We start from the raw sequence: 5,704 nt of genomic DNA, 5'->3' as shown, positions 1-5,704 counted from the left end.
GTGGATTGCTACCCTCTAGTGCGATTCGTCTATCTACTACACCACTTGATTGAATATTGCTTATGACTTCTAGGGATTCTTTGACTAGGGCTGCGTCTTGCTCCAAATGCTTTTGGGTGCTCTCTACATTTTCATTTATCGCCATTGCCATAGCTCCTAGCTCATCTTTTGCCTTTGGCTGCAAAAACGGAGGCAAGGTATCTGTCCTATGATTTAGATAGTCAAAAAATCCAAAAAGCTGACTAGAAATATTGCTGATTCTGCTGACAACTCGATTTTTGATATACACAAACACAGAACCTACGATAACCCCTAGTGATATGATGATTCCTAGTAGCACGACATTGCGGAGTTCATTTACGGGGGCTATGACTTGCTCCTCTGGAAGTGCAAACACCATAGCCCAATAAATCCCACTTCCTTTGCCCGCTTCAAAGGTTTTCACCCCTGTCCAGCTTATATCGCCATTGCTTGTGCGGTATTCGTATATGCCATTTTTGCGCTCTGCTACGCCCTTTGCTAGTCGTGCTGAAGATGGGGTTTTGTTTATAGAGGCTATTTCCTCGCCTTGCCATTCTTTTCTAGGGTGGATAATGATAGTGCTATCTTGAGTAAGCACAAATGGCACTACGCCATCGGCTTTTAGGGCTTCTTTTGCACTTTGCAAAATCTCATCACCCAAATTATTTGCCTCAATAAGTAAGCCAACCACGCCAACGGTTCTGCCATCTTTTGTGATAGGCACATTTAGAGATACGCCATAGACTTCGCCTATGCTTGCTACTCTCTTAAATGCGGGATTGCTTATGGCGATTTTGCCACTACTCATTGCTTTTTGGAGTCCTTTGAAGCTGGCTATGACGGGGTCTGCCTCTAAGATACTTATCCCGCCTTTTTGGTCGGGGGTTTTATCTTTTGCTAGGATTAGAAACTCTCCATTTGGAAGCCTATGTCTTGAGTCTTTTATCCCGCCTAGCACGCTAGAATCCTGCAAATACACATAGCCAAGAGAAGCCCAAGGATTGTTATCAAGTAGGCTTGATATGGAGCTTTGCAAAATATCCTCATTGTCATAGCGCGGATTTTGCAGCACAAATCCTATGCTATCCCCACTTGCTTTTAGCATAGCAAAAGCCTCATTTATCGAATCCTCTAAAAAGCCTGCAAATCTAGCTGAAATGTTATCAATTAGTTTGTGGGATTCTTCTGTTTGTATGTTTGAGGACATTTTGGTTATCCCAAATGCCATAAGTAGCATACAAAGCATCACTATGCCGTTGATAAATAGCGCGACTCTCGTGCCAAGTTTCATATTTGTCCAAGCTTGCATTTCTAACTCCTTTTATCCCCTGAATTTGTTTTTGGATTTTACGCGTATTTGCGCAGATTTTGTGCGCTTTTTGCGTGATTTACCCGTAGTCCTATATTTCCATAAACTTAAATCTAGTCATAAATCTTTAGATTTTCCTAACTATTTGGATTCTATTTAAGATTTTTAGCAGAATTTGACAGAATTTACTTGCTAAGCTATCCTAAGAATCATTGCTGATTTATCGCTAGATTTTACACTATTTTTGTATCTCTCTCTAATGATTTCGCATAAGGCACATTGTAGCAGAAAATATCTTAAAAGTAGGCTTGCGTTTTGGATTATTTCTGCTTTTTTCGCAATAACTCGTATTTTTTTCGTTTTTCCCACAGGCTCTTGCGACTCATACCTAGCTTTTTGGCAAGCTCGACATCAGGATAGCGATTCTCAAACCTTGTGATAATGGTTTTGACATAGTCCGTTACCGACATTATGTCCCCACCGATTTCTTGCATATTTGGGATATGGCAAATATCAATGATTTGTGGGAAAAAGATTTTATCTGTGGATACGCACGAGATGATAAAGGGATATTTAGTAACCGATTCCAAAAACTCCCTCCTTTCGCTTCTTTTTAGCTCCTCAAGATTTGTGATATATGAGATTTTGCTTTTGCGAGGGGATTGCTCTAGTATCTCTTTGTAGTCGGTGTTTTTTAGCGTGATGAAGTCAAAGGATACATTTTTGTCCCTAGCGTATTTCATCGCATAAATATCCGCGCTTCTCTGCGAAGTGCTTTTGATGAGAAAAGGAGGGTTGTATTGGATAAGATGAGGGGTGTTTAGCTCGTTTTGGACGAAATTGAAATAAGCGTTATAAAATCCTAGCACTTTTTTGATTTTGGCAAACTCGTGATAATGTGAAATCTTGCGCATCAGCTCATCGGTAGAAAAAGGCTTTATCACATAGTCCTTTGCGCCTATAAGCATAGGTTTATTCACGGTGTTGTCATTGGTATAAGTTACCATCATAATGATAATTGAGTTGGTTGAGTGCCTTTTGATAAATACTTCACAAGCATCATCATATAGCTTTGATGCTATCAATATCACATCATAATCAACCTTTTCTTTGGGAATCTCTGTGGCGATAGAGCACTCATAGCCCGCTTCATCAAGTTTGCCTGATAGGGATTCTGCTAGGTAGATTTCTGGCTCTAAGATAAGAAGTGTCATTTGTCCGTCCTTTTTGTTTTTGGAGTTTTGTTATGTTTTTGTGCGTTTATCGCTAAGTTTGGCTTGGCTTATAAGATTTTGCCAAAGCCACCCAATCAACCCTCCTAACTATCGCTGAAGTCATCACACAAACGCCCTCTCCCCGCCCCACAAAGCCCAAATGCTCTGTGGTGGTGGCTTTGATATTTACAAAGCGCAGAGGCACGCCTAGAAGTGTGGCGATAGATTCTTGTATGGCGCGTTTATAAGGCGTGATTTTAGGCATTTGAGCGATGATGCTAATATCGACATTGCCCACTACAAACCCCACCTTTTGGAGAAAATCCACCACACTTTTTAGCAACTGCTTAGAATCAGCGTTTTTGTATGATTTATCATTGTCTGGAAACCACTCGCCTATATCGCCTGCACCTATCGCGCCAAGCAGCGCATCTATAAGGCTATGCAGTGCCACATCGCCATCGCTATGAGCCCTAAACCCAAAGCTAGAATCTATCTTTACTCCCCCTAGCACCATTTGCTTGCCCTCCTCAAAGCTATGCACATCAATACCATTACCGATAAAAATATCATTTTTGCAAGCAATGTGATTTGCTTTGGCTTCGCTAGCAAAATCTGTCAAATACTCCAAATCTTCCACAAAAGTGAGCTTGCGAAGTGAGTCTTTTCCCTCTATATATGCGACTTTGCCACCATTTGCAACGATTATGCTACTTTCATCTGTGTATGTTTGGTTTGCGGCTTGTAGTGCTGCGCGTAGGGATTGCGTGCGTGAGAGCTGTGGGGTTTGGATACGAAGCAGGGATTCTCTTTTGATATATTTGCCATCATATATCGCCGTGTCTGGCACGCGCAAAGTCGGCACTACGCAGTCTATGCGCTCGCCCTGTGTCATATCGCTTGAAGCTATCGCTTTGCTAAAAAGCCGTGAGATAATGTCATAATCAATGCCAAACCTCGCCACATCGCTTATTAGCACCCATTTTGTTTGCACTTTTTCAAGTGCGTTGATGATAGAATCTTGGCGAGATTCCCCACCTTGTGTTATTTCATACTCGCAAAGTTTTCGCATATAGTTTTGCTCATCTTTGTGTGCGCTTACTAGCACTTCAGCGAAACTAAAGCACTCTACACATTTTTGGGCGACAAACAGCCAAAGTGGCTTATCATCTATGCTAAGCCATTGTTTTTTGATAGGGAATCGCTCTCTTAATCGCGTAGAATCTCCCGCAGCAAGCAAGATAAGTGTGGTATCTTTTGCAAAAGAATCAAGCGCGGAATCTGTGATATTTGGCTTTGCTTGGGACATATTTTGCATAAAATCGTGTGCCTCTTTGAAGTTTTTGGTAGTTAAATAGATTTTGCTTTGGTGTTTTTGCGTAGCTTGCTAAGAAAAATTGCATTTTGTTACGAAATTATACAATTTTTTGTCAAACTTGCTTTGAAATTTTTGCAAAAAAGCTGATTTTTCGCAAAATAGGCTTTTGTAGAGATAAATTTATATCGCGTAAGTAGATTCTGCTCCTTGCTAAAAACCAATATTTTTGCATTTTTAGTGCATTTTGTGCTATTTTTGCCACACTAGAGTGAAAAATATCTATTAAAACTTCGCACTTATGGGCTAAATGGAATGCTTAGTGCTTATAAAACACGATGCACAAAACCTAAGCAATCTACCCAAAATCTCAAAACTTACAATACAAAGTCAACACAAAGTGGGAAATAATGCTAAATAATAAACATATCCTTATCACAGGTGGCACGGGGAGCTTTGGCAAAAAGTTTGTCGAAAAAGTGCTACAAAAATACCGCCCCGCTCGCCTTATCGTATATAGCAGAGATGAGCTAAAGCAATATGAGATGAGCCAAGTTTTTTCCCACAAAGCTATGCGGTATTTTATCGGCGATGTGCGGGATTTGGACAGACTAGAATCCGCACTTGTGGGCGTGGATATTTGCATACACGCAGCCGCGCTAAAGCAAGTCCCAATCGCAGAATACAACCCAACTGAGTGCATAAAAACAAACATAAATGGCGCAAGTAATGTCATCTCTGCGTGCCTAAAAAACGCAGTAAAGCATATCATAGCACTATCTACTGACAAAGCAGCAAACCCCATCAATCTATACGGCGCGACAAAACTTTGCTCTGATAAATTATTTGTAAGTGCAAACAACATAAAAGGTGCTAGAGAATCTGTATTTAGCGTGGTGCGATATGGCAATGTCGTGGGAAGTCGCGGAAGTGTAGTGCCACTTTTTAAGCGTCTAATCGCGCAAGGTGCAAAAGAGATTCCCATAACAGATGAGCGAATGACGAGGTTTTTTATCACTTTGGAGCAGGGGGTGGAGTTTGTGCTAAAAAGTTTGGAGCGAATGCACGGAGGCGAAATCTTTGTCCCCAAAATCCCAAGTATGAAAATCACGCAACTAGCCAATGCCCTAGCCCCACACCTGCCTATCAAATCTATCGGCATACGAGCAGGAGAGAAGCTACACGAAGTGATGATTCCGCTTGATGACTCTAGGCATTGCTTTGAGTTTGATGATTTTTATTTGCTAGAGCCTAGCATAGTGTTTCAATCCCCCATAGACTACGGCACAACGCGCAATGGCGAGAGAGGAGAGCGCGTAAAAGAGAGCTTTGAATACTCAAGCGAGAAAAACACCAAATGGCTTAGCCAAGATGAGCTAATCGCAATCACGCAAGACATACACTAAGGAAGAGGCTATACACTAAGGCTATACACATAGCAAGTGAAATAGCGTGTGTAAAAAGCTGCGGAAGAGCGGACAAGCGGAGGGAAGTATTGGCAAGCGAGATAGGAAAGTATTGGCAAGTGTTGGCAAGTGTAGAGAAGCGCGGAGAAGCCAACCTCCAAATATCTATTATAAACAATACTTACACTTCATACATAGATTATTTTGCAAAATTTATAAAAATCTAGCCCTATACGCTTTGTGCGTATTTTGTGGCTTTGGTATGGCTTATCTTGCAAGCATTGATTTTTGATAGATTTTTGCAAGATTTTTGTCAAAAATATCAGTTTTCATAGCAATATGCAGATTTTTAAGCTTATTTTAAGTAAGGGGGGGGGGCAAAATAACACTTTTATTTCTAATATATATTTAAAAAACAAAAAATTCTAATAAATAAAAA

At 40.7% G+C, this 5,704-nt stretch carries 4 protein-coding genes; 1 reads left to right on the top strand and 3 read right to left on the bottom strand.

Translation table 11 applies throughout. The annotated features are described in order from the left end of the window. From CQA40_RS10600 to CQA40_RS10590, 3 genes are all read right to left on the bottom strand, one after another. Window positions 1–1,330, bottom strand: a 1,330-nt coding sequence (locus CQA40_RS10600) for a cache domain-containing protein (protein ID WP_147290210.1), incomplete at its 3' end; no start/stop codon positions are given. 320 nt (window positions 1,331–1,650) lie between these two features. Continuing rightward, on the bottom strand, window positions 1,651–2,544 hold the full coding sequence (locus CQA40_RS10595; protein WP_115520797.1) for a response regulator: 894 nt from the start codon (window positions 2,542–2,544) through the stop codon (window positions 1,651–1,653). A gap of 52 nt (window positions 2,545–2,596) precedes the next feature. Next, complete coding sequence (locus CQA40_RS10590; RefSeq protein WP_258864555.1) at window positions 2,597–3,862, bottom strand: bifunctional 2-C-methyl-D-erythritol 4-phosphate cytidylyltransferase/2-C-methyl-D-erythritol 2,4-cyclodiphosphate synthase; 1,266 nt, start codon at window positions 3,860–3,862, stop codon at window positions 2,597–2,599. A 407-nt stretch (window positions 3,863–4,269) separates the two neighbouring features. Between CQA40_RS10590 and pseB the strand changes: the two genes are divergently transcribed. Further along, window positions 4,270–5,265 carry a UDP-N-acetylglucosamine 4,6-dehydratase (inverting) gene (gene pseB, locus CQA40_RS10585; RefSeq protein WP_115520796.1) on the top strand — a complete coding sequence of 332 codons (996 nt, stop codon included), beginning with the start codon at window positions 4,270–4,272 and terminating at the stop codon, window positions 5,263–5,265. The last annotated feature ends 439 nt before the right edge of the window (window positions 5,266–5,704 follow it).

The sequence above is a fragment of the Helicobacter sp. MIT 01-3238 genome, from assembly GCF_003364135.1.
In the GTDB taxonomy this organism is placed as follows: domain Bacteria; phylum Campylobacterota; class Campylobacteria; order Campylobacterales; family Helicobacteraceae; genus Helicobacter_B.
Note: the sequence above shows the minus strand (reverse complement) of the source record. Positions and strands in the feature narration are given on the sequence as shown.

What these genes read in the sequence shown, in the direction of transcription:
- CQA40_RS10590 (WP_258864555.1), bottom strand. Translation starts at nt 3,862, where the DNA reads ATGCAAAATATGTCCCAAGCAAAGCCAAATATCACAGATTCCGCGCTT.
- pseB (WP_115520796.1), top strand. Translation starts at nt 4,270, where the DNA reads ATGCTAAATAATAAACATATCCTTATCACAGGTGGCACGGGGAGCTTT.
- CQA40_RS10595 (WP_115520797.1), bottom strand. Translation starts at nt 2,544, where the DNA reads ATGACACTTCTTATCTTAGAGCCAGAAATCTACCTAGCAGAATCCCTA.